At 62.1% G+C, this 24,867-nt stretch carries 19 protein-coding genes and 1 pseudogene; 14 read left to right on the top strand and 6 right to left on the bottom strand.

Annotation, left to right across the window (positions count from 1 at the left end; genetic code table 11):
- The 3 genes from V2S85_RS17160 (at position 1) to V2S85_RS17150 (ending at position 4,596) form a co-directional block, all read left to right on the top strand.
- Positions 1–3,243, top strand: coding sequence for a CusA/CzcA family heavy metal efflux RND transporter (locus tag V2S85_RS17160; protein WP_330704063.1), 3,243 nt, complete (start codon positions 1–3; stop codon positions 3,241–3,243).
- Between the two features lie 357 nt (positions 3,244–3,600).
- Positions 3,601–4,095 carry a hypothetical protein gene (locus V2S85_RS17155; RefSeq protein WP_330704062.1) on the top strand — a complete coding sequence of 165 codons (495 nt, stop codon included), beginning with the start codon at positions 3,601–3,603 and terminating at the stop codon, positions 4,093–4,095.
- Positions 4,096–4,215: 120 nt separating this feature from the next.
- A complete protein-coding gene (locus tag V2S85_RS17150; protein WP_330704061.1) occupies positions 4,216–4,596 on the top strand; it encodes a hypothetical protein in 381 nt (126 codons plus the stop codon).
- A 334-nt stretch (positions 4,597–4,930) separates the two neighbouring features.
- Here V2S85_RS17150 and V2S85_RS17145 read toward each other — a convergent pair whose 3' ends face one another.
- From V2S85_RS17145 to V2S85_RS17120, 6 genes are all read right to left on the bottom strand, one after another.
- Positions 4,931–5,800 carry a branched-chain amino acid aminotransferase gene (locus V2S85_RS17145; protein WP_330704060.1) on the bottom strand — a complete coding sequence of 290 codons (870 nt, stop codon included), beginning with the start codon at positions 5,798–5,800 and terminating at the stop codon, positions 4,931–4,933.
- Positions 5,797–6,483 (bottom strand): YitT family protein, encoded by a 687-nt coding sequence (locus tag V2S85_RS17140; protein ID WP_330704059.1) that lies wholly within the window; start codon positions 6,481–6,483, stop codon positions 5,797–5,799. The genes V2S85_RS17145 and V2S85_RS17140 overlap by 4 nt, the downstream gene beginning before the upstream one ends.
- Positions 6,480–7,499 carry an enolase C-terminal domain-like protein gene (locus V2S85_RS17135; RefSeq protein ID WP_330704058.1) on the bottom strand — a complete coding sequence of 340 codons (1,020 nt, stop codon included), beginning with the start codon at positions 7,497–7,499 and terminating at the stop codon, positions 6,480–6,482. Before V2S85_RS17135 ends, V2S85_RS17140 begins: the two co-directional genes overlap by 4 nt.
- 105 nt (positions 7,500–7,604) lie before the next feature.
- Positions 7,605–8,867: an FAD-dependent oxidoreductase gene (locus V2S85_RS17130; protein WP_330704057.1), complete on the bottom strand. Its 1,263-nt coding sequence runs from the start codon at positions 8,865–8,867 to the stop codon at positions 7,605–7,607.
- A 366-nt stretch (positions 8,868–9,233) separates the two neighbouring features.
- On the bottom strand, positions 9,234–9,581 hold the full coding sequence (locus V2S85_RS17125; protein WP_330704056.1) for a RidA family protein: 348 nt from the start codon (positions 9,579–9,581) through the stop codon (positions 9,234–9,236).
- A 202-nt stretch (positions 9,582–9,783) separates the two neighbouring features.
- Positions 9,784–10,845: a GlxA family transcriptional regulator gene (locus tag V2S85_RS17120; protein WP_330704055.1), complete on the bottom strand. Its 1,062-nt coding sequence runs from the start codon at positions 10,843–10,845 to the stop codon at positions 9,784–9,786.
- A 185-nt stretch (positions 10,846–11,030) separates the two neighbouring features.
- Between V2S85_RS17120 and V2S85_RS17115 the strand changes: the two genes are divergently transcribed.
- The 11 genes and pseudogenes from V2S85_RS17115 to V2S85_RS17065 form a co-directional block, all read left to right on the top strand.
- Positions 11,031–12,701 carry a serine hydrolase domain-containing protein gene (locus tag V2S85_RS17115; protein WP_330704054.1) on the top strand — a complete coding sequence of 557 codons (1,671 nt, stop codon included), beginning with the start codon at positions 11,031–11,033 and terminating at the stop codon, positions 12,699–12,701.
- A gap of 132 nt (positions 12,702–12,833) precedes the next feature.
- Positions 12,834–14,162: an MFS transporter gene (locus V2S85_RS17110; protein WP_330704053.1), complete on the top strand. Its 1,329-nt coding sequence runs from the start codon at positions 12,834–12,836 to the stop codon at positions 14,160–14,162.
- A 512-nt stretch (positions 14,163–14,674) separates the two neighbouring features.
- Positions 14,675–16,864, top strand: a complete 2,190-nt coding sequence (locus V2S85_RS17105; protein WP_330704052.1) for a TonB-dependent receptor — start codon at positions 14,675–14,677, stop codon at positions 16,862–16,864.
- Between the two features lie 302 nt (positions 16,865–17,166).
- On the top strand, positions 17,167–18,612 hold the full coding sequence (locus V2S85_RS17100) for an amidohydrolase family protein (protein ID WP_330704051.1): 1,446 nt from the start codon (positions 17,167–17,169) through the stop codon (positions 18,610–18,612).
- A 28-nt stretch (positions 18,613–18,640) separates the two neighbouring features.
- A complete protein-coding gene (locus V2S85_RS17095) occupies positions 18,641–19,981 on the top strand; it encodes a serine hydrolase domain-containing protein (RefSeq protein ID WP_330704050.1) in 1,341 nt (446 codons plus the stop codon).
- 60 nt (positions 19,982–20,041) lie between these two features.
- Positions 20,042–21,052 (top strand): dipeptidase, encoded by a 1,011-nt coding sequence (locus tag V2S85_RS17090; RefSeq protein ID WP_330704049.1) that lies wholly within the window; start codon positions 20,042–20,044, stop codon positions 21,050–21,052.
- Between the two features lie 168 nt (positions 21,053–21,220).
- Entirely contained in the window at positions 21,221–21,832 is a 612-nt protein-coding gene (locus V2S85_RS17085; protein ID WP_330704048.1) for a sigma-70 family RNA polymerase sigma factor, read from the top strand.
- Positions 21,822–22,463 (top strand): DUF1109 domain-containing protein, encoded by a 642-nt coding sequence (locus V2S85_RS17080; protein ID WP_330704047.1) that lies wholly within the window; start codon positions 21,822–21,824, stop codon positions 22,461–22,463. The genes V2S85_RS17085 and V2S85_RS17080 overlap by 11 nt, the downstream gene beginning before the upstream one ends.
- A 111-nt stretch (positions 22,464–22,574) precedes the next feature.
- Positions 22,575–23,156 carry a DUF308 domain-containing protein gene (locus V2S85_RS17075; protein WP_330704046.1) on the top strand — a complete coding sequence of 194 codons (582 nt, stop codon included), beginning with the start codon at positions 22,575–22,577 and terminating at the stop codon, positions 23,154–23,156.
- A gap of 176 nt (positions 23,157–23,332) precedes the next feature.
- Positions 23,333–23,914 carry a nuclear transport factor 2 family protein gene (locus V2S85_RS17070; protein ID WP_330704045.1) on the top strand — a complete coding sequence of 194 codons (582 nt, stop codon included), beginning with the start codon at positions 23,333–23,335 and terminating at the stop codon, positions 23,912–23,914.
- Positions 23,915–24,867: pseudogene (locus V2S85_RS17065) on the top strand (hypothetical protein); the annotation flags it as partial. It abuts the gene before it with no gap.

Raw genomic sequence — 24,867 nt, 5'->3', positions numbered from 1 at the left:
ATGATCAACGCCATCGTTTCCTTTTCCGTCGCGCGGCGCTGGCTGGTGCTGCTGCTGACCCTCATCGCCTGCCTCGTCGGTGGCTGGGCGCTCCAGCGCCTGCCGATCGACGCGGTCCCCGACATCACCAACAACCAGGTGCAGATCAATGTGCGCGCGCCCGCGCTCTCGCCCGAACTGGTCGAGAGCCAGGTGGCTTTCCCCATCGAGACCGCGCTTTCGGGTATTCAGGGGCTTGAATATACAAGGTCGCTGAGCCGCAACGGTTTTGCCCAGGTTACCGCCGTCTTCACCGACGCCACCGACATCTACTTCGCGCGCCAGCAGGTGAGCGAACGGCTGGCGACGATCGGCGGCACTCTGCCCGAGGGCGTCGCGCCCGAGATGGGGCCGATCGCCACGGGCCTTGGTGAAGTCTACATGTGGACCGTGCGCCTCGATCACCGCGCGGACGACCGCCATGAACCCGGCGAGCCGGGCATCCAACCCGACGGCAGCTACATCACGCCCGAGGGCGAGCGTCTGGTCACGCAGGCCGATCAGGCGACGTACCTGCGTACCGCGCAGGACTGGATCGTCACGCCGCTGCTCAAGAATACACCGGGACTGGCCGGGATCGATGCCATCGGCGGCTATGTGAAGCAGTTTCAGGTGGTGCCGGATCTGCAGCGCCTCGCCGCACTGAAGATCGGCATCGATGAACTCGCCCGTGCACTGGAAGAGAACAACAGCGCGGTCGGTGCGGGCGTGGTCGATCGCAACGGCGAAGGTCTGGCGGTGCGCTCCGACGCGCGGCTGCGCGGGCTGGCCGATCTGGCCGACACGGTGATCGCCACGCGCGAGGGCACTCCGATCCTGTTGCGGCAGGTCGCCACTGTGAAGGCCGGGCAGGCGCTGCGGATGGGCTCGGCATCCGAGAACGGGCGCGAGGTGGTGGTCGGCACGGCGGTGATGCGCGTCGGTGAAAATAGCCGCAGTGTGGCATCGGCGGTGGCCAGGCGTCTGGACGAAATTAACGCATCGCTGCCGACCGACGTGATCGTCCAGCCGGTTCTGGACCGCACCGCACTGGTCAATTCGACCATTGGCACTGTGGCCCGCAACCTCGGCGAAGGCGCGCTGCTGGTCATCGTCGTGCTATTCGCACTGCTCGGCAACTTCAGGGCCGCATTGATTGCGGCGCTGGTGATCCCGGTGACGATGCTGCTGACCGGCTTCGGCATGTTGCAGGGCGGCGTTTCGGCCAACCTCATGAGCCTTGGCGCGCTGGACTTCGGGCTGATCGTCGATGGCGCGGTTATCATCGTCGAGAACGCCCTGCGGCGCATGGCCGAGGGTCAGCACCGCGAAGGTCGCGTGCTGACGCTGGCCGAACGTCTCGAAACGGTGGCGGGCGCGGCGCGGGAAATGATCCGGCCTTCGGTCTTCGGGCAAGCGATCATCATCCTCGTCTACGTCCCGCTGCTCACGCTGACGGGGATCGAGGGCAAGACGTTCGCGCCGATGGCGCTGACGGTGATCTTGGCGCTGGTCTGTGCCTTCATCCTGTCGCTGACGTTCGTGCCGGCGATGCTGGCGACCCTGCTCTCGCGCCCGGTGGCGGAGAAGGAGGGGCGCATCATGCTCTGGCTCAAGCGCCGCTATGAACCCGGTCTCGATCGGGCGATGCGTCGCCCGCGCCGGACCATCGGTGTGGCGCTGACAGCCTTCGCGGGGGCGCTCGGCGTGTTCGGACTGCTGGGGCAGGAATTCCTGCCGCAACTCGACGAGGGCGACGCGACCGTCCAGGTGCTGCGCGTACCGGGTGCCTCGGTCGATCAGAGCCAGGCGATGCAGTTCCAGGTGGAAAAGGCCATCGCTGCGCTGCCGCAGGTGCGTTTCGTCTTTTCCAAGACCGGGACGGCGGAACTGGCGTCCGATCCGATGCCGCCCAACATTTCCGACACCTTCATCATCATGAAGCCGCGCAAGGAATGGCCCGATCCGGTGCTTGCCAAGGCCGATCTCGTCGCCCTGATTGAAAAGCAGCTGGAAGCCCTGCCGGGGCAGAACTTCGAGATCAGCCAGCCCATCCAGATGCGCTTCAACGAACTGATCGCAGGCGTGCGCGGCGACGTTTCCGTCAAGGTTTTCGGCGACGATCCTGTCGCCATCGGGCGCACGGCAGAGCGCATCGCCGCAGTCCTGCGCCGGACCGACGGGGCAAGCGACGTGCGGGTCGAGCAGACCGAGGGCCTGCCGATGCTGGACATCCGTCCGCGCCGCGCGGCGATGGCGCAACTGGGCGTCTCGGCGAAGACCGTTCAGGACGTTGTGGCGGCCGCGGTCGGCGGGCGCGATGCCGGGATGATCTTCGAAGGTGACCGGCGGTTCGCCGTGACCATCCGGCTCGGCGATGGCGAGCGATCCGATCCGGCGAGGCTGGCGCAGATACCGGTTCCGACACCGGGCGGTGTGCATGTGCCGCTGTCCAGCGTCGCCGACATCGGCATCGTAAGCGGTCTCAACCAGATCAGCCGGGAGAACGGCAAGCGTCGCATCGTCGTGCAAGCGAACGTGCGCGGGCGCGACATCGCCAGCGTCGTGGCCGATGCGCAAGGCTCTATCGCGCGCGACGTGCGCCTGCCTGCCGGGACGCATGTTGAATGGGGCGGGCAGTTTGAGAACCTCGCCTCGGCCCGGGAGCGCCTGATGCTGGTCCTGCCAGCCTGTTTCGCGCTGATCCTGCTGCTGCTTTACGGGGCACTTGGACGCGGGCGGGATGCAGCGATCGTGTTCACAGGAATACCGTTGGCGCTGGTCGGCGGGGTGTTCGCACTCCTTTTGCGCGGCATGCCGTTCTCGGTTTCCGCAGCGGTCGGCTTCATCGCGCTGTCGGGTATCGCGGTGCTCAACGGTCTGGTCATGCTGACGGCGATCAGGGACTTGGTGCTTCAAGGCATGGACCCGGCGCAAGCTGCCCATGAAGGCGCGAGGAGCCGACTTCGGCCGGTGGTGATGACGGCGCTGGTGGCATCGCTCGGCTTCGTGCCCATGGCGCTGGCGACCGGATCCGGTGCCGAAATCCAGAAGCCGTTAGCTACCGTGGTCATTGGAGGACTAATTTCCGCGACGCTTCTCACCCTGTTCGTGCTGCCTACGCTTTACGCCCTGTATGGCCGCAAGGATGTGCCGCTCGACGACAACCAAGACGAGCCACAGCATCGGCCCAATGGAACTGACATCGTCCCAAAGGCTCACTGATGTATGGTGGGAGGATATCGTCTAACCGCCGACTTCCTCCCCAGCTATCGAGGATAAGAAACCGCGTCAGCTGGCTATCGTGATCTTAATAGATCGGCGCGCTCCGCGTTGAGGTAGTTCTCCGGCTTTCGCCGTGAAGGTCGGCTGTTGGCAGATGCCGACCTTCACAGGAACATATTTGAACGGCAGTTATGTCCCAAGAGCTCCCGGCAGCAGTCGACCAGCTTACGTCATTGCGACGCGGGCGCGCGAACGGCAGGTTATGTTAGAAGCTGCCGGAACGGATTTCACCTGATTCCCGTTGGAGCGTCACCGCGCCGGTGGCATAGATGGCGGTGCTGCTGATAGGGAAAGCTCGTGCTTCGAAATGCTGTCATAAACATTGCGGTATTGGCTTTGACGGTTCCGGCGTGCGCGAACGCGCAGAATGGCGACGCGCAGGTGCTTGCCGACAATATGCCTGCAATGGAGCTTCAGACCGACGCGACTATCAGTTCGGCCTACAAGCCCTATCTCGACTGTTACGCGCGGACGATAGAGTCAGGGCCAGGATCGAGCTTGACCGACGATGGTGAAGCTCGGGAGACGTTGCAGCGTGCAGCGGAGCACTGCGCAGCCTCCAAACAGACCGGCACCGATCTGGCGGTTTCCCATCTCACTTCCAGCAAGCCTGAAATGTCTGAAGGGCAGCGCAATGACCTTCTGACGCGCTATCGTCGGCAGCAGGGAGTTTTTGCGTTGATAAACCCCTACCGAGAGCGAGGGCGATCCCATTTGCTCCAAGCGTATTTCGAGCGCATCGGACGTGCCGAACGTGAAAACAGGACATTTGTGATGCTGTCTGCTGAATAGTGCGGACCTGCATCTGCCTTCGGAAACAGCCTCATTGCCGGTAGTATCGAGAGGGATTAACCTGACGGTCGGACAATTGTGCAATGAATGCGGGGCTCGACCCACAGAGAAGCACTGACAATGAACGTGGCCCCCTTGATCCCAACAGAAGATGAAATCCGAAAGCAGCAGGCTTGGGATGAATTCCACATGGAAGATGAAAACGTGTGGCGGCACTGGCTTTGGCTTGCCCACGATCTTGCCAAATCGCCTGAAATTATGCGGCGCGTTCAAAATGATGATTTTGCAAACAAGCTTCTGAACGCACTGTTCAAGGGGAATCATAGATATGCGCCGGATGGCAAGCTGGTTTGGTTCGCCGGAGAGGATGGGCACCGAGACATTGTTGCCCGTCTGCGGCCCTTTGGTGAGCACCATAGCGATTTCGTCGTAGGCGGCCTCTCGCGCGATGATGGCGAAGCGGCCGATCTATTAGCCCACATGGGCTATGTCCCAACCTAACGGCAATCACATCATTCCGGACCTTTCGAATGAGGAAGCTTTCATTCGAAGGGTGAAACGAGAACGGCGGCTTCCTCCAGGGTGTCGGAAAACCCTTCGCGTACGAAATGCCGTCATCCGATCTACGTTTCATGTGACAGCTCGCGACCAAACCAGGTCGTTCACTAGGGTCGTAGGAATTGCCGGATCAAACTGGAGCGGAGGATTAAGGCCAACGTCACGCAAACTGAGCAACCTCCTGAGTGCCGACGAAGTGGGGACTCAGGAGGCTTGTCACCGCTGAAAGCGTATGCCGCGCTCAACTCATCCTATACGGCGCGACACCGCCAAGGGGTTAGTGATCATGCGTCGCCCGATGATAGGCGTCGATGATGAGCGAGCAGACCGCCCCTGGGGTATAGCGATGCTCACCGATCTCGCCGACCGGGGTAATCTCGGCGGCAGTCCCGGTCAGGAAAGCCTCATTTGCAAGCGCAAGCTCGCCCGGATCCATATGCCGTTCGACAACCTCGAGACCGGCTGCACGGGCAAGGTCAATGACCGTCCGCCGCGTAATACCGTCGAGGAAGCAGTCCGCAGTCGGCGTATGGAGCTTCCCATCGATCACGAGGAAGAGATTTGCACCCGTCGCCTCGGCAAGGAAGCCGCGATAGTCGAGCATCAAGGCATCGTCGAACCCTTCCTCCTCGGCCTTCTGCTTGGCAATCGTGCAAATCTGATAGAGTCCAGATGCCTTGGCTCGTACCGGCGCCGTATCGGGCGCGGGACGACGCCAGTCGGAGTGGGTAAGGCGAACCCCCTTCATCTTCTGCTCGGGCGAGAAATAGGAAGGCCAAGCCCAGGCCGCGATCGCGAGGTGTACGCTCGCACCGGCTGGAGACAGGCCAAGCTTGTCGGAGCCGCGCCATGCGGCGGGCCTTAGATATCCATCGCTCAGCCCATTGGCGGCGAGGACGTCCTTGCAGGCCTGGTCGATCTGGTCGGCGGTGAAGGGAATGGTATACCCCATGATCCGCGCGCCATCGATCAGACGATCTGTATGTTCGCGCAGCTTGAAGATTTTGCCCCCATAGGCGCGCTCGCCCTCGAACACGGTACCAGCATATTGCAGGCCATGCGTGAGGAAATGCACTTTTGCGTCACGCCAGGGGATCATCTTGCCATCAAGCCAGATGCTGCCTTCGATATCGGCATAGTCGGTCATATATGCTCCTTGGAAAGTGGGTCATCGGATTGCGGACGGGCTTTGCTATCGCCGCGGAGGGAAGGCGACATGGCAAGATAGCGGTCGGGGCGGTGCCAAAGCGCCACCACCGCGCCCATGACGATGGCACTGAGCCCAGACCAGGCGATCTGGTCCAGGGTCAGGAAATAGGTGGATGCGGCCAGGATCAGGGCGTCGATAGCGATTTGGACAGCCCCCATGTTCCAACCCCGCCGATGATGAAGCCAGAAGGTCACGATCCCGACGCCGCCAACCCCCGCGCCATGGCGAACGAAGGCGAGAGCGCCCATGCCAAGCAGCGTGCCAGCCCCGATTGCCGCGACGAGCGGGTCATGGACAAGGATCGTCATCGATCGCTCGGCAACGGTCGAGAGCAATGCGATGCAGCAGCTGCCAAGGACCGTACGCAAGGTGAAGAGGCCGCCCAGGACGCGCAAGGCCAGAAGAAGGAAGGGTATGTTAAGCAGCGCAAAGAGCAACCCTGGGGGCAGTTCGACCCAATGACGGACCAGCAGGGCGAGGCCAGCCATTCCTCCGGTGACAAGGCCAGCGGCATGCAGAACGGAAAGCCCCAGTGCGAGAAGAATGCTACCCACCACGAGGGCATAGCCATCCTCAAGTCGGCCATGCCGCGTGGCGCTATTGCCGGCCGAGCGGGTCATGGCACGGATTGAGGCAGGTGCGACGACGACGCGCCCCAGAAATGATCGCCGATCTCGATCATACCATCGGTGTAGCGGGCCCCGCCGACCATATCCTTTTCGCGAAACTTGGGGCCGTCAAGGTCGACGAAGTCGCACAATTGCGCCAGCAGATAGGCCGGTGCCGCCGCCAGGCTCGACCCCCCCATATTGCCGACCATCAGCCCGAAGCCGAGCTGGCGCGCGCGCTGCGCCATCGCGAGGCCATGGGTGAACCCACCGCATTTGTCGAGCTTGATGTTGATCGTCTGGAAACGTCCGACAAGGCTGGGCAGGTCCTCGATGCTCAGCACGCTTTCGTCGGCGGCCAGCGGGATGGAGAGCTTGATGCCGTCGAGACTGGCCTCGGTGCCGCGCGCCACGGGCTGCTCTATCAGGCGCACATTACATGCAAGCATGGTGGGCATCAGTTCGGGCAGCGCTGCAGCATCATAGCCTTGATTGGCGTCGACCATCAGCCAAGCATCTGGTCGCTCCCGATAGACGATCTCGATCCGCTCGATATCCGCCGCCATGTCACCATCGAGCTTGAGCTTGAGCGCGCGGGCATCGCCATAGGCCGCGAGGCTCTTGCGCAGCTGATCGGGACTATCGGCACCCAATGTATAGGTGGTGACCTGCGCGCGCGGTCGCTTCATGCCGGCGATCTCCCAGATGGCCCTCTGGCTGCGGCATGCCTCCAACTCCCAGAGCGCGGCATCCAGGGCATTGCGCGCGCCGCCGGGCGGCAACATGTCCTGAAGGGCCCTGCGATCGGCCCCCACCTCTATCGCTGTGCGGACCTGATCGATCTGCTCGAGCATATGGGCAACATCGTCACCGAGGAAGAAGACACCGCCTGCCTCCCCGCGGCCGATCAAGGCCTGCTCCCGGATCGTGACCTGAACGGCTGGAATGCCCGCAAAAACACGCCCCGCAATGCGTAGAGGCTCGCGAAACAGACCAGGATCGACCTTGGTCTCGACTGTTCGTGTCATAGGAATGTCCTGATCGCAACAATGATATGGCCCAGCAGGCCGGGCAAATGCCGGACGGGAGCTGAGGAAAATCGGGCTGGTAGACATGGCGCTCGTCTCTCGACCTCAGGCTCTTCGCATGACGCAATAGGGTTCAGGGGCAATTTCGGGCCTGGTCCGGGTGATAAGGTCTGCCAGGAGACGCGCCGACCCTGCCGCCAGGGTCCACCCCAAATGACCGTGCCCGCTGTTGATCCACAGCCCCGGGGTCTGGGTCTCGCCGATATAGGGGCGACCGTCCGCTGCGACCGGACGCAAACCAGTCCAGGGCTTGCCGGTGGCAAGGGTCTCGGCCGTCGCGATCTGGGGGTAGACAGCTTTCATGAAGGCCGTGAGATTATCGACCCGCTCACGATCGAGGTGGAGGTCCCCGCCGGCAAATTCGGCCGTGCCGACTGACCGAAGCCGTCCGCCCAGCGGCGTTACTGCCGCATGATAGGCATCATCGACCACCGGAATAGCCGGGAGACGCTGTCCTGGCTCTGGCTCGTAGGTGATTGAATAGCCCTTGACCGGCTTGATCGCGAGCCGGACGCCAAGTCGCTTCACGAGCCCCGGACTGGCGGTGCCGGCAGCCACAATGATATTGTCTGCCCGCAGGGTTTCCTCGCCCAGATCGATGCCGATCGCCTTGCCACCACGCAACTCAATGGCGTGTACCTCGCGCCCGAAATGGAACGTGCCGCCAAGCCTTCTGATGCGATCGGCAAGCGCCCGACAGAGCAGGTATGCGTCTCCCGACTTGTCCTGGGGATAATGGATTGCACCGACAAGCTGGCTGGCAATCGGCTCCAGGCAGGGCTCGAGGCGGATCATCTCCTCGACACTCAGCATCCGGGCATCGAGCCCTTGCTCACGCAGCAAGTCCGTCACCCCGACCACGGCATCGAAGGCGCGCGACGACCGGAAGAATTTCAGCGTCCCCACGTCGGAAGCGTCAATGGAAAGAGGAAGCCTGGCGCGCCATTCGTCAAGGATGCCCAGCGAGTACATGCCAAGCTCGAAGTTGGCGGCGATCGCTGCTCGAAAACGGGCCGGCGTAGAACTCAGCAGGAAACGTCCGCCCCAGGCAAATAACGACGGGATCGCACTCCAGCGCAGCTTGATGGCCGAGGAGGAGCTGAAGAGAAATTCAGCGAGGTGGCGGTGGATGCCAGGTGCATTCCAGGGGTCGGACATGGCCGGCGTCAGCAGGCCGCCATTGGCGAAGCTCGCGCCAAGGCCTTCCTGCGGCTCTTGGTCCACCAAGGTGACGTCCTGACCGCGCTCGAGTAGTTCCAGCGCGGTGGTCAGACCGATCACGCCTGCGCCGATTATGATATTTGTCACGCCGCGTTGATCCCCTTGCTCGCTTGCGCAGATATCCAGGCCGAAGTCGCGCAGGCGCTCCCACCTTCCCCGCGATGGTCGCGCAATCTGAGCGGCACGACACCGAAAAACTAGAATATTCAGGACAATCATTTGTATATTATGCACACGCCCCGTCAGAGCAGGCGTTGTTGCGCGCCCTGCACCCAACTACCGCCGAGCTTGTGCCGCAGGGGCTGGCGCAGCGATCATGCATATTATTTCCCGATTGCTGGCGGGGAGGGATCGGCCGATAGCTGACATAGTCCCGTTCATTCCAATGCTCGCCCTCCCCGGCCGGGTCGACCGGCCGGTAACGTCAGCGTACCGCCTACCTCGAGGATGGCCTCAGACCGTCGCTGCGACGATCATGATCTCGATCCGATATTCAGGGGCTGCAAGGCGGCTCTCGCCGGTCGCTCGCGTCGGGGGATCGATCTGGGCGACCCAGGCGTCCCAGACCCCATTCATCGCCTCGTAATCGGCCATGTCCGCGAGCCATATCATGGCAGAGAGAATATGGTTCTTGCTACTGCCGGCAGCCTCGAGCAGCCGCTCGATATTCTGGAGGATGGTCTTGGTCTGCGTGGCGACGTCATCGCCGGGTGTTCCCACCTGCCCCGCGAGATAGACGGTGCCGTTGTGGATGACGGCCTGGCTCGCGCGCGAACCGGATTCGATGCGGGTGATAGACATGATTTCTCCTCCTCACTGGGATTGCAGCGCGGGCGGGGACTGCCGGGATTTACGACGATCGCAGGGGCCTCCCGATGCCCCGCAACCCAGTCATGGGAGACGCAGCAAGGCCCCTCGCCCACTTGAGAGGCGGGATAAAAGAAGGGGCTACGGCAAATCTAGAATATGCAGGACAATCTCTGGGAGATCGCTCCCTTTGACGTCATGCAGGCGAAAGCTCTGACATGAAGCTGCCTGCAACGGCGCGCGGACCGGTTGCCTGCGCCCGTAACTGCGCGCGAACATCGCTCGGCGATGTATCGAACACTTCCTTGAACATACGCGAGAAGTGGGACGCGTCGGAAAAACCGCACTCATAGGCGATTTCGGACATGCTCTTGCCGGTATGGCCGATCAGCCAAAGAGCACGCTCGAGCCGGATTTGCCGGTAGGTATGGGCTGGCGACATGTCGAGCTGCGCATGGAAGGCCCGGGTAAGCTTGCGCATGTTAGTGCCAAGTGTCTCGGCGATGCTCTGAATGGTGACGGGACTGCCCAGATTCTGCTGCATCAAAAGCAGAGCACGTCGCACGAACGGATCCCTCACCGGCGCACTGAGGTCGAGGGCGGTTCGCGCCTGGGGATGATTGCTCGCCCTTGCCTCGTCGAACAATAGCAGCGAGACCGTCTTGAGCGCCCGTTCCCTTCCGCAGTGCCGCTGGATGAGATGGATGGCGAGGTCGAATGCGCTCGCGCCCCCTGGACAAGTAAGCCGAGGACCATCGATCGTGAACAGCCGGTCGGACTCCACCATGATGTCGGGGAATTCGGCCTGGAACTCGGCCGTGTGGAACTGATGGACGCAGGCCCGCCGTCCTTGCAACGCCCCCGTCCGCGCCAGCATGAAACTGCCAGTGCATGCGCCTATCATGGGAACGGTCCCGCCGGCCGCATCGCGCAGATAGTCGGTAATTGCCGGGTCGGTTCGCTCATGGCTTTGGAGCTTCCCCCCCACCACGACGATATAATCGAAATTCTCAGGCGGCTGGAGCCTGGCGGTGGGAAGGACGGTCAGGCCACAACTCGATCGGATCTGGCGACTGTCCGGGGCCATGATATCCCAGCGGCAGTAGAGGTTGCGGCTGAGATCGAACTCGTCGCCCGCGATCCGCAGCGCCTCGATAAAGCCGGTGAGCGCCAGGAGGGTAAAATCGGGAAGGAGCAGGAAACCCAGCCGCAGTTCCAAGACCGGAGTTTCGAGCTTTCGCGTATAATCCACGACCATCTTGCGATCACTTGGCTAGGTTGGAGGCTCGCTAAGTCGCGTGCCGATCGACAGGATCGTCGCTCATCTTCCAGAACTTGTCCATAACCTTCTATCCCTCCATCCCCACGCCTCGCACATTCTGCAAGGCGAAGGCGGGCGATGCGACGTCGGGCAGATGCGGAAATTCTTTGGATCGTGGGCTTATGCTCGATGCGCAAGGCAGGTTCAGCGACGCAGCGGAATTCGCGTCGAGCGCATTTCTCTCGCCAGCCGCGACTGTTTGGGGAGGGCCGCCAGTGGCAAGGAAAGTAGCGACGCATTGCGATGAGAAGGCGTTGGACGCGGTTTTCGCTTCTGTCGACCAGTCCCATCTTCCTGGAGTGGTCGCTGGCATCGCGCTCGACGGCGTGCCGGTTTACCGAAAGGGTTTTGGCCGCGCGAACATCGAGTTGCCGACCCTTTTGACGCCGGCGATGCGGCTTCGGATCGGGTCCAGCTCGAAGCATTTCGCCTCATTGGCCTATATGCTGCTGTGCGAGGAAGGCCTTGCCGGCATCGACGACGAGGTCGGCCAGCATGTGCCTGGTCTTGGGCCGGTCAACGCACGCGTGACAATGCGCCAGCTCATGGGTCATGTCAGCGGCATCCGCGACCTGCTTTCGGTGACGATGCTCTTCAATGGCATCGGTCGCCCAGTCACCGACCAGGAAATGATCGCCTATTACCGGACCATCGAGGATGTCGATTTCGAGCCCGGAAAACGCTGGAGCTATAATAATGGGGGCTATATCCTCCTGAGCGCGGCGATCGAGACGATCACGGGCCAGCGACTGCAGGATGTGCTTCGCGAGCGCATTTTCGTGCCCGTCGGTATGCATGACACGGCGCTGCGCCGCTGGGACCAGGATTTCCTTCCCAACAGCGCGACGCTCCATTTTCGCGATGGGAAAGGCGCGTGGTCTCGCACCTATATGGGCATGGAGATCAGCGGCGCGGGCGGCATTGTATCGACCATCGACGACATGTTGCGATGGCTCGGGCATATGGATGCCCCCTTCATCGGCTCGCCGCAGACATGGCACCAGATGCTTGAGCCACACATGCTCGAGAACGGCCATTCCACCCATTATGGTCTAGGCCTCTTCACGCAAGATTATCGCGGCCTGAAGGTCATTCACCATCCCGGCACCGTCATGGGCGGCAATTTCCAGATGATCGCAGTGCCTGAGGCGAGGTTGCACATCGCGATCGGCGCCAATCGGAGCGATGTCAGCGCGATCGCACTGGCGCACAATGTAATCGATGCCTGCGTCGAGGGGCTCGCGCCCTTGCCCGACATGCGCGTTCAGGAAAAGCGGACCGGTATTTTCCGCTCGCCCCGCGACGGCCGTATCATCGGGTTGAGCGCATCCGAAGACACACAAATGCTGTCCATCGATGGCGCCGCGCCGATACCGGTCACCCCCGATGATACGGGCATGCTGCAGCTTCCACCTGCCGCGTCCTTCCTCCAGCAATCCATCCGGATCGATGGCGATGCAATCGTCCACCGCGACTTCGGCAACGAGGACCGGCTCGTCGAGATCGACACGGACCCTCAGGCAAGACTTGGCCGCTATGCCGGTACCTACCGCTCGCAAGACATGGATACGACCTTTGAACTGTCCGAGGACGGAGATGGCGCACAGGCCCGCAGCCATGGCCGCCATGGCTGGGCGACCTATGTGGCAACGCCCATCTCCGCGGACATCTGGAGGCTTGAGGACAGGCTCTCCGGCACGATCGGGGCGGTGATCACATTCGAGCCCGACGCAAGTGGCTTCGTGCTGGACTTTGGTCGCCTGCGCCATGTGCGCTTCGGCAAAGTCGGCTGAGGACGATGCCCGCGCTGCTGCGCCTGCATATCTTTGAGGCTTTCCAACAATGACGGGTGCCTTCCGACGCCGCCAACGCGCGATATTCGCAGAGCAATGCCTCTGCCCTTCCTCGACAAGAGGGACAGCATCATGACCGGCCAAGGCTCATCTTATGACGCAGGCGCGCAATATGACTATCCTCCCCTGCGGCAGGCCCGCTACGCCCAATATGTCCTCGGCGTGATCGCGCTGCTTGCGACGATGGATGCTGGGATCGTCGCCTTGCTGCTCGAGCCGATGAAGCATGACCTTGGCCTTACCGACATGCAGGCCGGCATTGCGAGCTCAACCAGCTATTCGGCTGCCTATGGCCTTATGAGCGTACCGATGGGACTGCTGGTCGACCGCACCAACCGGGTGAGGCTGGTCTTCCTGGCGATGCTGCTATGGTGCACCTCCCTGGGGCTCGCCGCATCGGCAAGCGGCTTTTGGACGCTGGTGCTGGCAAAGCTCATCATGGGAACCGCCACAGCCGCACTCCTTCCTGCCGCCCTGTCCCTGTTCGGCGACTATTTCGCGCCCGACCGGCGCGCCGCTGCTTCGGCGACCTATCCGTTCGGGAGCATATTGGGCGGGGCTGCGGCAGTACTGGCGGGTGGGTTGGGCTTCGATGCCCTCGCCACCATTCATGCCGCCGATGCCCAGGCGCTGGCTGGATTGACGCCCTGGCGCGCCGTCTTCGCGCTTGCGGCGGTAGCAGCCTTGCCGATCATCGGCCTGATCCTCTTCATGCGCGAGCCAAGGCGGATGGAGATGGGTACGCCAGGTGGCGGGAGCTGGCGCGCACTATGGGCGCATCGGGATTTCCTCGTCCCTCTCCTGACCGGCGTCGGGCTCCTGACCGGCCTGTCGACCTGCATCACGACCTGGGCTGCCCCCGCCCTCATGCGACTTTATGGGCAGCAGCCGGGTGATTTTGCCGGCTGGTATGCCGCTGTGACGCTCGGCTCTGGCATCGTGGGCGTGGCGGCCTCGGGGCGACTGGTGGGTTGGGCACAGCGCAACGGCGGCTATCACGCGGTCATGACACCCGCGGCCTTGGCTGCCTTGTTGTGCGCACCGGCCACAGCCATGGCGATGGCCCCTGATGTCAGGCTCTTTGCGGTCGCGATGACACTGTTCCAGCTCGCCTATTCCGTTGCGATCGTCGTGCCGGTCATATCGATCAATTTTCGCGTTCCCAACGAACTGCGCGGACGAACCTTCGGCCTCTATGTCATATCGAGCGCGATCGGCAGCAGCCTGTCGGCGCCGGCCGTTGCTGCGCTGAGCGGCGCGATGGGCGGCGAAGCCATGCTGGGCCGGGCGATGGCCGGTGTCGGTGCGCCGCTGGCCCTGCTCGCTGCCATTTGCCTTGCCGCAACTATGAGGGCCGGGCGCCGCGAGAATATCGCCACCGTTGGCGCGGCCTTGGGCTAGCCAGCGCCGTCGCGACCCAATTTCGCTGCGTGCAGGCGTGGCCCCCTCCCTCCGGGCAAGGCCTTGGTGACACATGACCAGGTCGTTCCAGGGCCGGAAGACCGGGATATATTGGACTAGAGCCGCAGACATGCCCCATGTCGCCGACTTGCATCTGCCGCTATCCCGCCGAGGCTCGCTACATAGCGCCGACGCGGCCGTAAAACTGTCGCCCGCAGCGGGGGCGGACGCTTCCGCGCACCTACCCCCGACGCGCGACCTGAGCTGTGGAAAGAGCCTCCCGCCCGGTTACACAGGATTGACATCAATCTTCCATAAATTGTCCACATCCTTCTATCACGATACCCCTTTTGCCCCACACATTCATCCTGCTCAAACGCACCGCGAGACTCCAATGCCTCAGATGAGGCGAGATACACGGCAGGGCTTGATCGGGGGGACGGGACTTGCACGTGATCCACTCATATCATGTGCGGCGATCGTTCCTCGTCGATACGAGGGGGAGAATGAAAATGACCAGATTGTGGATTGCTCTGACCGCAAGCACGGCACTCTTGCCTGTGCCGGCCCTGGCGCAGGCCGCGGCTACCGATGCTTCAGCTGCTCCGGCAGATACCCAGGATTTCGGGCAGGAAATCGTCGTGACCGCCCAGAAGCGGACGGAGAGGCTCAAGGACGTACCGGCTGCTATCACTGCGCTGACGAGTGAAAGCCTGCAGGAAAGGGTCGCATCCAAACTCGACGACTATGTCGCACGGATTCCGGGGCTCGTCGTTTCCCAGGCCGGTGGTGCCAGCGGCGCGACGCAGCTCTCCATCCGTGGCATCACGACCGGTGCCGGCGGCAACCCTACGGTCGGCGTCTATATCGATGAATCCCCTTTCGGCGCCTCGACCGGCTATGGCGCATATACGGTTCCCGATCTCGATCCGCAGGATCTTGCTCGCGTAGAGGTCCTTCGCGGCCCCCAGGGAACGCTTTATGGCGCGGGTTCGCTCGGCGGCCTGCTCAAATATGTCACTGCCGACCCCGATCCGACCCGCTTCTTCGGCCGTGTGCAGGTCGACGGCTCCACGGTCGATGGTGGCGGCAGCGGCTATGGCATGCGTGCGGCGGCCAATGTCCCGCTCAGCGAGACCGTGGCACTACGGGTCAGCGGTTATAATCGCCGCGACCCGGGCTTCATCGACAATGTGCAGACCGGCGAGAAGGACATCAACGCGACGCGCTATTATGGTGGCCGTGCGGCGTTGGGCTGGCAGATCAATGACGATTGGAAGATCCGCGCCTCGGCCCTTTACCAGCATTATAGCGGCAGCCCCCCCATCGTCGATTATGACTCGATGACCTTCCAGCCCAGCTATGGCGCGCTCAAGCAGTCACGCGCCCCCGACACGACCAATGTCCGCCAGAATATCGGCGCGTACAGCCTGCTCGTCGAAGGAGATTTGGGTTTTGCCACCTTGACCTCGGCAAGCACCTACAATCACCAGACCATGCGCTTCAATCTTGATTATTCGCCGCTCCTCTCGCCCCAGCTCGCACCGGCCTTCGGCATTCCAACGCTCGGGTTCAAGAATACAGCGCCGGTATCGGTCGACAAATATACCCAGGAACTGCGACTTTCCTCGCCGACGAGCGACAGCCTGTCCTGGCAGCTGGGTGCCTTCTACACCCATGAAAAGCAGAAGGCCTTCTCGCAGATACTCAGTATCGATCGCGAGACCGGAGCACCGATCTCCAGCCTTCCCGACATCGGGTCCGTCGATGGCCATTACAAGTTCGAGGAAGTCGCCCTGTTCGGCGATGCGACCTATCATTTCAGCTCCGCCTTCGACATCACGGCCGGCCTGCGCTACAGCAAGAACAAGCAGCGCGTACGCAATGTGAATTCGGGACTTCTGTTCGGGAGCACGATCTTCGAGACCCCCTCGAAGGACGACGCACTGACCTTCCTCGTCAGCTCGAGCTACCATATCGACAAGGATATGATGGTCTTCGCGCGGATCGCGAGCGGCTATCGCCCCGGCGGGCCGAATGCGACCTATCCCGGCGCGCCCCCCACCTATGGCCCCGACAAGGTCACCGACTATGAGCTCGGGCTCAAGAGCGACCTCTTCGACCGCAAGCTCAGCCTCGAGCTTTCCGGCTTCTGGATCGACTGGCGCGACATTCAGATCCAGCGCGTCATGCTCGGCTCCTATGTCGACAATGGCCCTTCGGCGGTCAGTCGTGGCTTCGAGGCAGCGGGAACGGTGCGCCCCGTGCGTGGCCTCGAGATCTACGGCAATATCGCCTACACCGATGCGCATCTCACCGAAGATCTTCCCACTGGCTCGGCGCTTGGAATATCGGGCGACCGTCTCCCGCTGACACCTCGCTGGGGCGGCGCTGCGGGGGCTACCTACACTGTGCCCTTGTCGGGTGACTGGAATGGCGACCTTGGCATCGACTGGCGCCATGTCGGCTGGAGAGCGGGGGCATTCCCCAATGCAGGACAGGTCCGCTTCCACCTTCCAAGCTACGACACGGTCGACCTGCGCGCGGGTGTCAGCAACGATCGCTGGACCTTCACTCTCTATGCCAAGAATATCGGCGATGTACGCGGTCTGAGCACCGATGTTAACCTGGGCGCCGGCATGACCAGCGTCTCGGTTATCCAGCCACGTACATTCGGTGTGTCGGCCGCGGCCAAATTCTGACCCGGTCGGCGGCTGCGCTCCTTGGGGGAGGAGCGCAGCCTCTCATATTGGAGGATGATGATTGGACAGCCCACTCCTGCAGGTCATTGCTGGCCCACCTCGTAGACGAGGTCACCAGATGCAATCGCCCCGGATCGGCTACTGCGCAACCGGGCGCGAGGTGCGGGGCGGCATGGTCGGCGCGTCCCTGGGCATCGCTGCGCAAGCAACATCGCCCGGCACAGGCAAGCCCCTCCAGGCTATAAGCGAGCCGAGTGCCATTGACCCGAGTCTGTTTAGCCCGCTTCTGTAAAGGTAGTGACATGACCCTCTTAATCACCGGTGCCACGATTATCGACGGTGTCACGGACAAGCCGGTCGCCGGTAATGCCATCCTCGTTGAAGGCAATCGCATCACCGCGATCGGTCGCAGCGAAGCGCTGAATGTCCCGGCCGATGCCCAGACAATCGACCTCAGCGGGAAATTCGTCATCCCCGGCTTGATGAACGCCAATGTTCATCTCCTCGTCAACACGACGCTCGAGACGCTGCTGCGCTTCGAGGGACGCTATGAGGAACTGATCACCGAGGCGGCACAGGTCGCGCTCAAGGCAGGCATGACCACGGTCTTTGACACCTGGGGGCCACGGCGCGCACTCATGGCGGTTCGCGACCGGATCGACCGAGGCGAGGCTGTGGGCAGCCGCATCCGCTGCGCAGGCAACATCATCGGCTTCGATGGCCCCTTCTCGGGCGACTTTTTCGGCAAGGCGGCCGAGGTGGCGAGCTCCTGGTTCGTCGATCGCGTCAATGCGACCTGGGTCGAGAATAGTGGACGCCATTTGATGTGGATGACCCCGTCCCAGGTCGGCGAGGAAGTCACGCGCTATATCGAGCGCGGCATCGATTTCGTCAAATATGGAGCCTCCGAGCATGGCGCGCTGGCAGCCGGCGCCTTCCTTCAGTTTTCCGAGCGCGTGCAGCGCGCGATCGTGGAGGCGGCCCATGCCGCGGGGCGGACCGCACAGGCGCATATCACGACGGTCGAAAGCCTCCGCATGGCGCTCGAGGCTGGATGCGACCTGATCACCCATTGCAACATGACCGGGCCAGTGCCGATCCCGGACGAAACGCTCGACCTGTTCTCACGCACCCAAAGCGGCGCAGTGATCTTCCCGGTGACCGAGGCAGGGCTTGCCCATGTCAAGGGCGCGGTATCCGATCATGAATGGACGATGTGGGCGGCATCCGACATCAACGCGCGCAACCTCATCGGCTCAGGCGCGCCGATCCTGCTGGCCAATGACGGCGGCGTCTTTGCCCAGGAAATCCTGCGGGAGCCCTGGCTGAAGGCGACCTGGAACGGCATGCCCGAGCAGGAAGCGCTCGGCAGGCTGGCAACCGGGCATTTCGCCTGGCTGCGCGCGATGGAGGAAAAGGGCATGGCCGCGATGGACATGCTTCATGCCGCAACGCGCAACATCGCCCGCGCCTACCGGGTCGACCATGATCTCGGCACGCTCGAGGCCGGCAAGATCGCCGACATGCTGGTCCTCGACAAGAACCCGCTGGAGGCTGCCGACCATTATCGCAGTATCCACGCCGTCATCAAGGATGGCGGGGTAATCGACCTCGCGCGCCTTCCAGAACATCCCCTGTTGACGAGGGATTTGCCGCCACCGCTCGAGGAGGAAGCCAATTTCAAGCGCCTCCTCCACCATGGCGCACGACTGCCCGGCTGCCCTTCCTGTGTCAGCGGCGGACACTGACGGCAAGCATCTTGAGGGAATTTCTGAAATGAGCATGGACTATGGGGCGATTATCGCCGAGCTGAGAGGGCGCGGCGAGGTCACCGGTGCATCCTTTGCCTATTGGGATGGCACGGAGCTTCACGAAGCCGTGGCAGGCCTTCGCAACAGCGTGACGAAAGACCCTGTCACGCTCGATACGCTCATGCATATCGGCTCGATCACCAAAGTACTCAACGCCGCCCTGTTCATGCAACTGGTCGATGACGGGCTGGTCGCTCTCGACGATCCGGTATCCCTGCATCTGCCCGAACTGCAACTGGGCGACCCTGCAGCCCTCGCCAGGATCAGCTGCAAAATGCTCATCAACCATACCAACGGCATCGATTATGATGTTCCGCCCTACCGGGGCTTCGATGAGCAACGGATCGTCGATGCAATCGACGAATGCACCGGCTTGTCGCAGATTCATGCTCCCGGCGAGGCGACGGCCTATTCGAACATCGGCACCGTTATCGCTGGGTATATGGTGCAGAAATTGCGAGGCGAGAGCTGGTACAGCCTGGTACGCTCGCGCACATTCGAGCCGCTCGGGCTAAGCCATTCGCTCGCCGACATCACCGAATTGCCCCGGTTCCGCGTCAGCGTCGGTGACCAGGTCGATGAAGGAGGCAGGCTGGTCCAGAGCAGTCGACCTTTCCTGCCGTTGAGCTTCGCCCCGGCAGGAGCAACGATCATGATGACCGCAACGGACCTTGTCACATTCGCCCGTGCGCTCATCAATGGCGGCGTGGGCGTCAATGGCGCGCGCATCCTTTCGAGCGCGAGCGCGTCGGCGATGGCGACCGAAACGACGCGGTTCATCTCCCCTTCCTCATGGCATGTCGGCCTGGGCTGGATGATTTTGCCAGGCGACGTCCTGTTTCATGGCGGTGGTGGCCCCGGCGTTTCTTCGGTCCTCTATGCGCACCCTGCAAGCGGCAAGGTCATGGCCCTGCTGACCAACTGCTCGAAGAATGGCATGTTCGACGCAGGACTGGTGGAGCCCATTCTTTCAAGCTGGGGCGCTCCGATCGAGGCGCTGGTCCCGGTCGAGGGAGACATCGAGGCATCGACCTATGAGGGAAGCTTCGAAAACCAAATCTATCGCTTCGATATCTTTAGCGTAGACGGGCGGCTCCATGCCAGGATGGCCGCAAGGGTGGATTTCTACGAGACCGACAATGCCAAGGCCACGGTCTTTGAGCTGGAGCGGGTCGGCGACCATCTCTTCCGCATGGTTCTCGACGGCGCTGCGATCCCCTACCCGCTCGCCTTCGTGGATCCCGACGCTGCCGGCAAGATGCAGCGCCTTGGCGCGATGGCACGGATCTTCAATCGTGTTGCCTGACCCGACAGACATGCGCCATGGCTTGATCCACTAACGCGTCCCATGGAGTGAGAGCCCGTCATGTCGGCTGCCGATGAAAGCGAGAGCGCCAAAGACCTGATCGCCTCGAGTCTGGTGTGGGACAATCATGGCTGCATGCCGCTTCGACCGTTCGATGAGGCGTTCCTGCCGCGGCTCGAGCTCTATCGGGAAAGCGGCGTGGATGTCGCGATGCTCAACATCGGCTTTGGCGAGCAGGGTATTGAGGAGCATGTGCGGATGCTCGCCCATTTCCGCCGATGGATAAGGGTGCATGACGACCGCTTTGTGCTGATCGAAACGACCGCCGACATCGATCTGGCGCGCGCGACAGGCCGGCTCGCGATCGGCTTCGACATGGAAGGCGCCAATGGCATCGCCGACCAGCCCAGCCTCATCTCGCTCTATTACGACCTTGGCGTTCGCTGGATGCTGATGGCCTATAATGGCAGCAATCGCATCGGGGGTGGCTGCCAGGACGACGAGGACCTGGGACTGAGCGCATATGGACGCGAGGTGCTCGACGAAATGGCAAGGGTCGGCATGGTCGCCTGTTGCTCCCATACCGGCTACCGTACGGCGAGGGAGGTGCTGGAATATAGCCACAGGCCGGTAATCTTCTCCCATTCCAATCCGCGCGCCCTCTCCGACCATCCGCGCAACATCCCAGATGAACTGATCCTGTCATGCGCAAGGACAGAAGGGGTCGTGTGCCTCAACGGCATCGGCAACTTCTTGGGGCACAACGACACCAGCACTGAGAATTATTTCCGACATGTCGACCATGTCGTCCAGCTTGTGGGCGCAGGCCATGTCGGGATTGGCCTCGACTACGTCTTCGACACTGCGGAACTCGACGATTATCTCGCCCAGATGAGGCACATGTTCCCGCCCGAACTCGGCTACGAACTCGAAGGCGGCTTTAGATGCGTATCCCCCGCTCAGATCGAGCCGCTGGTCGAACTGCAGCTGAAGGCGGGCTATTCCAAGGAGGATATTCGCAGTATTCTGGGCGGAAACCTGCTTCGCGTGGCAAATACTGTATGGCGGTAGGAGCGGCCTCGAGCCGTGGGCCATAGTCACGCCCCGATACGATGAGCATATCTCACGGGTGAGCACCCTTGCATATGACTTCAGGGCGGGACGCGAGCCGCAAAGGGAATTCTGAAAAAAAGTTCAGCATGGAGTGACCACCATCGCTTTGCGCGCGAATAAGAGATCATGAGCTCGGACTTCCTCTCGAGATTGATCCCAAAGACCGCGCCTAGCAAAGCGCCGGTCATCCGCGAGCGTGCGACCACCGCCGCGCGGGACGATTGGAGCAGCCTGATGGTGGCCGCCCAGAATGGACACGGCGGTGCCTATCGGCGCCTGCTCGGGGATATCTCCGAGTGGCTTACGCGCTACTTCCAGCGGCGACTGCCGCCCGGCGAAGTGGACGATGCCGTTCAGGAGACGCTGCTTGCCGTCCATCGGCGACGTCACACCTATGATTTGCAATATCCGCTTCGCCCTTGGCTGGCTGCGATTGCCAAGAACAAATGGATCGACCAACTCCGCAGCCTGGCGCGACGACCGGTGGATGAATTATCTGACGAGATAGCGGTCGGGGACCACGAGGCCTCGATAATTAGTAGTTCGGTGTTAGCCAGTCTTCTCGATGAACTCCGCCCTGCGCAGGCCCAGGCGATCCTTCTGGTCAAGGTGCAGGGCTACAGCATCAAAGATGCGTCTGGTCAGATCGGTCTCTCTCCGTCGGCAGTAAAGATGAACATCCACCGCGGCCTCGCCCGCCTTACTGCAATCATTGAGAAGACCCCCGATGTCGAATGAAGCGTTGATTTTCGACCTATCATCCGAGCTCGTGCCGGTCCGGCGGCGCAGCATGCTGCGAGAGGGCGCGCTCGTCCTCGCGCTTGGCACAGTGGAGCTGGCGGCCTTCCTCGCCATGGGCATGATGCGTCCGGACATGAGCCACATGGCGGGGTCGCCATATCTGATTTGGCGGGTGGGAAGCCTCGGAATGCTGGCCGTCGTCGCCTGCCTCCTAGCAATCCGATCATACGCGCCTACCGCGCGGCCGCGGCGAGGGCTGATGGTCGCCAGCGCTGCCGCGATCATCGCGATCGTCAGCAGTGTGTTCGTCATCCCCGAAGGTGTGAGCGAGCGGGCGTTGCTCGATCGCATCGATCCTGCGCACGGAATAATGTGTGCCGCGTCGATCTTCGTGCTCTCGCTCCCGATAATGATGTTGCTCGGCGGCCTAATGCGCAGGGCCGCGCCGACGCAGCCTCGGCTGAGCGCACTCGCGTCCGGCATCGCCGCCGGCGCGTGCGGAGCCTTTGTGTTCGCGTTCTGCTGCCCCTTCAATGACCCGCTCTACGTAGTGGTCTGGTATTCCGTCGGATGCACCGCCGTTGCGGCCACGGCGCGATGGCGCCTGCCGCGACGCTTCCGCCTCTAACCTAAGCCGACGCGGCGCCCAGCAAGCCGCGCAACTCCTGAACCAACCATCACCAACCCACCTGGCTTGCGGGGCGGAAGACGTGCGCCTGCATCACAAAGGAATTATGCCATGAAAATGATCACCGAAGCGAAGTCCCCGAATCGGGACTGGCTCAAGACTTACTACTTTCTTCGCTTCGCGATCTCCGCGATCTGGGTTGCGCTCGCCTTCACAGTTGCCAAGGCTCTTCCGCCACTAGCTGCGGTAATGCTCGTCGCCTATCCCGCTTGGGACGCGTTAGCGAATTACCTCGACGCCAGTCGGAGCGGCGGGCTGGCTAGGAACATGAGCCAGCTGCTGAACCTCGTCGTCAGCGTACTGACCGCGATCGCCGTCGCAACAACCATTTCGCATGGCATGCACGCAGTTCTTCAGATCTTCGGCGTATGGGCTGTCCTTTCTGGCCTCTTCCAGCTCATCACCGGTGTACGGCGCTGGAAGTCGTATGGCGCACAGTGGGCAATGATCCTGAGCGGTGCCCAGTCCGGGCTCGCCGGGGCGCACATGCTCAGCAAGGCGGCCGGTACGGCGCCGGTGAGCATCGCTGACATCGCGCCCTACGCTGCCTTCGGCGCGTTCTACTTCCTCATCTCCGCAGTCTCGCTGACCGTCAGCGACGCGCTCCTCCGCTCGAGGGCGCCTGTAGCCTGAGTGGCCTCACTCTCACTCTGAATGCGGGAATGGTTCGAACGTCGGCCAGCCAATCATAGTCCCGCGCCGGTCGGCGCCCAGACCCCCGATGGTTCTGATCCGGCCTGATCGGCCTGCTCGATCTCACGCTCCCGGAGGGGGAGACCGTCCCCTCCGCAAACAAGGAAAGCTGAAGTATGTCAAAGCAGCAAATCGATTTTGAACGCAGACTCCGCGATGTCGAGGACAAGCTCGCCATCTACGAGCTGATCGCCGCACATCCGCCCAGCGCGGATACGGGCTCTGCAGATTACACGATCTCGGTCTATCGCGACGACGGTGTCTTCGATCGCGGATCCGGGCTGGACGGAGCTGAAGGCGCGGAGGCAATCGCCGCGTTCATCCGTCGTCCGGAGCACGCCGCCGCGATCCGGGACGGCCTCGCTCACTTTACCGGACTGCCGCTGATCGCGCTAAACGGAGAGAGGGCGGTGGTGACCTCCTACCTCATGATCGCTCACCTCGATCACCAAGGATCCCCACGCCACCTTCCGAACCATGGAGTTTCCACCGGATACCGCGTCCACCGGGCTGTCGTGAATCGGTGGGAGCTCGTTCGGAGCGACGGAAGCTGGAAAATTGTTCGCCGGACGCTTCTCCCGGTGGATGGGTCCACAGAGCATCAGCGATTGCTGCGTCGCGGGTTGGAAGATGCAGTTCTTCAGGACAGATTGTTTTCCGCGTCAAGCTGTGACCTATCTCCCGCGAGCAGCGAATAAATGAACATGAAACTTTATCCTGCCAAATCGACGCTCCATCTTACCCGCTTGATGTCCGTCGTCCCGGCATTCTGTCTTATGGGCGCGGCGCTTCCGGACAGTCGTATCGCAGTGACTTTGCCAGCGACTGTCGAGAGCGCTGCAAGCGGCCGTCTGCTGGTCTTCGCCGAAAGGGTTACGGCTGAGAATGCAAGCGCCGATGCTGTGGATATAGGCAGCCCCGAAGCGAAGGTCGCGGTAGCATCTCGGGAGGTTTCCGACTTTGGTCCGGACCGCCGCGCGATCATCGACACGAACGACGTTGTATTCCCAAAGGGCTTCGCCTCGCTGCCACCTGGCGACTATCATTTACAAGCGGTCCTCGACCGTAATGGCGATTACAATTATTCTGGCAGAGGTGAAGGTGACCTCGTCTCGAAGGTCGCGACTGTCAGCCTTCCGCTTTCCTCACCTATGAAGATGGCGCTGGATCACGCCATCGAGCCTAGCCCCCGTCAGTTTGACACAACCGGCTATCCGCCAGCTGCCGCTGCGCAGATCGCCTCCTCTCGCGGACATCTGCACGATGAAAGCATTGCATCCCCCTGCCTGACCCGGTTCCGTGGCACACCCCAGTCGATCAATGCCTGGGTGCTGACCCCCCCGGGGTATGACCCCGAGGCGAACGAGACCTATCCCGTGATCTACACAGCCGGTGGGTTCGGCACGACGCATCGGCTCGACGGCCAACAGCTGTCCCGTCAATGGCATCTAATGGAGACTGGAGCCATCCCCCCGATGATCTGGGTGGCGCTCGATTTCTCTTCGGCGACAGGTACGACCGAATGGTCGTGTCCCGCAGGGTGGTGTAGGAACCGTCGATCCACGGCAGGATCGAGTTCAGGTCAGGCTGCCAATGCTGGCAAGCTGACAATAGGGTTATGGCTCACCGAGCCGAGGGTTTCCAGTGTCAT

This window comes from Novosphingobium resinovorum, from assembly GCF_036352595.1.
Taxonomy (GTDB): Bacteria; Pseudomonadota; Alphaproteobacteria; order Sphingomonadales; family Sphingomonadaceae; genus Novosphingobium; species Novosphingobium resinovorum_B.
The sequence above is the reverse complement of the archived record's forward strand: the minus strand, read 5'-3'. Positions and strand labels throughout refer to the sequence as shown.

Bases quoted from the DNA above. Each gene is read 5' to 3' on its own strand.
- V2S85_RS17125 (WP_330704056.1), bottom strand. From the start codon at position 9,581: ATGTCTATCACCCGCATCGAATCCGGTTCGCGCGCGAGCCAGGCCGTC.
- V2S85_RS17105 (WP_330704052.1), top strand. From the start codon at position 14,675: ATGACCAGATTGTGGATTGCTCTGACCGCAAGCACGGCACTCTTGCCT.
- V2S85_RS17090 (WP_330704049.1), top strand. From the start codon at position 20,042: ATGTCGGCTGCCGATGAAAGCGAGAGCGCCAAAGACCTGATCGCCTCG.
- V2S85_RS17135 (WP_330704058.1), bottom strand. From the start codon at position 7,499: ATGACACGAACAGTCGAGACCAAGGTCGATCCTGGTCTGTTTCGCGAG.
- V2S85_RS17110 (WP_330704053.1), top strand. From the start codon at position 12,834: ATGACCGGCCAAGGCTCATCTTATGACGCAGGCGCGCAATATGACTAT.
- V2S85_RS17075 (WP_330704046.1), top strand. From the start codon at position 22,575: ATGAAAATGATCACCGAAGCGAAGTCCCCGAATCGGGACTGGCTCAAG.
- V2S85_RS17150 (WP_330704061.1), top strand. From the start codon at position 4,216: ATGAACGTGGCCCCCTTGATCCCAACAGAAGATGAAATCCGAAAGCAG.
- V2S85_RS17070 (WP_330704045.1), top strand. From the start codon at position 23,333: ATGTCAAAGCAGCAAATCGATTTTGAACGCAGACTCCGCGATGTCGAG.
- V2S85_RS17080 (WP_330704047.1), top strand. From the start codon at position 21,822: ATGTCGAATGAAGCGTTGATTTTCGACCTATCATCCGAGCTCGTGCCG.
- V2S85_RS17160 (WP_330704063.1), top strand. From the start codon at position 1: ATGATCAACGCCATCGTTTCCTTTTCCGTCGCGCGGCGCTGGCTGGTG.
- V2S85_RS17085 (WP_330704048.1), top strand. From the start codon at position 21,221: ATGAGCTCGGACTTCCTCTCGAGATTGATCCCAAAGACCGCGCCTAGC.
- V2S85_RS17145 (WP_330704060.1), bottom strand. From the start codon at position 5,800: ATGACCGACTATGCCGATATCGAAGGCAGCATCTGGCTTGATGGCAAG.
- V2S85_RS17120 (WP_330704055.1), bottom strand. From the start codon at position 10,845: ATGGTCGTGGATTATACGCGAAAGCTCGAAACTCCGGTCTTGGAACTG.
- V2S85_RS17140 (WP_330704059.1), bottom strand. From the start codon at position 6,483: ATGACCCGCTCGGCCGGCAATAGCGCCACGCGGCATGGCCGACTTGAG.
- V2S85_RS17100 (WP_330704051.1), top strand. From the start codon at position 17,167: ATGACCCTCTTAATCACCGGTGCCACGATTATCGACGGTGTCACGGAC.
- V2S85_RS17095 (WP_330704050.1), top strand. From the start codon at position 18,641: ATGAGCATGGACTATGGGGCGATTATCGCCGAGCTGAGAGGGCGCGGC.
- V2S85_RS17115 (WP_330704054.1), top strand. From the start codon at position 11,031: ATGCTCGATGCGCAAGGCAGGTTCAGCGACGCAGCGGAATTCGCGTCG.